Origin of the sequence: Flectobacillus sp. BAB-3569, assembly GCF_002270355.1 — a bacterium.
In the GTDB taxonomy this organism is placed as follows: domain Bacteria; phylum Bacteroidota; class Bacteroidia; order Cytophagales; family Spirosomataceae; genus Flectobacillus; species Flectobacillus roseus.
The window spans coordinates 1-824 of the sequence record NZ_NJFZ01000150.1; the positions used below are offsets into that span (position 1 = coordinate 1).

Genomic DNA, 824 nt, shown 5'->3' on the forward strand with positions numbered 1-824 from the left:
ATCTCCACCACCTGTTACATAAGCCGTGTTCTTCACTGGTAAGCCCGATGCTGGTGCCGCCGTTGGATTCACTGTCAATACTATCGTGCTACTACCATTAGCTGCTATCGAAGCTGTTGTTGTACAAGTCACTGCTTGACCCACTGCACTACAAGTCCAACCTGAACCACTGAATGTCACATAACTCAACTCACTTGGTAAGTTATCCGTTACGGTAATCGTTCCTGTGCTCGCAGCTAATCCTGTGTTGTTTACCGTCAAGGTATAGTTGAAATTCGTTCCTACTGTTGCTACACTTGGTCCAGTTTTACTACTACCAAATTCGGTGTTGGTGGGTTTGTAATTACTGTGGTTACGCTGTTAGACGTTTCTGCGCTTGTGTCTCCACCGCCTACTACGCTACCTACGTTGGTGTAAGTGCCTGCTTGCGTTGGTTTCACCGTCAAACTCATCGAGCTACTACCACTCACTGCTATCACTCCACTATTCGTACAAGTCACCAATTGTCCTGTTGCACTACAGCTCCAGCCATTGCCACCACCACTCACAAACTGTAAGCCTGTTGGTAAGTTGTCTGTCACCGTAACTACTCCCGCTGTTGAGGCCGTTCCTGAGTTTGTTACTACCAACGTGTAATCATAGTTCGTACCCAAGAAGTTTTCACTGCGGCTCAATTTTTCGTTATTCAATAATTGGTATAATTTAAGATTCTTTGTCGAAAATGGAGTCGATAGTTAAACCCTCTATAAAATCCTTTTATCCCTGATTTATGTTGAAAAGTCGTGGCACTAAACCCATTGTAAAGGGTGTCGGTTGTCGTAGGG

The 824-nt window shown here is 44.9% G+C and carries 2 protein-coding genes; both read right to left on the reverse strand.

Annotated elements, in window-relative coordinates:
* Positions 1-261: DUF11 domain-containing protein (locus tag BWI92_RS26790; RefSeq protein WP_141234967.1), on the reverse strand; the 261-nt coding region annotated here is incomplete at its 3' end.
* 29 nt (positions 262-290) lie between these two features.
* Complete coding sequence (locus BWI92_RS26795) at positions 291-689, reverse strand: DUF11 domain-containing protein (protein ID WP_095168674.1); 399 nt, start codon at positions 687-689, stop codon at positions 291-293.
* Positions 690-824: the final 135 nt, after the last annotated feature.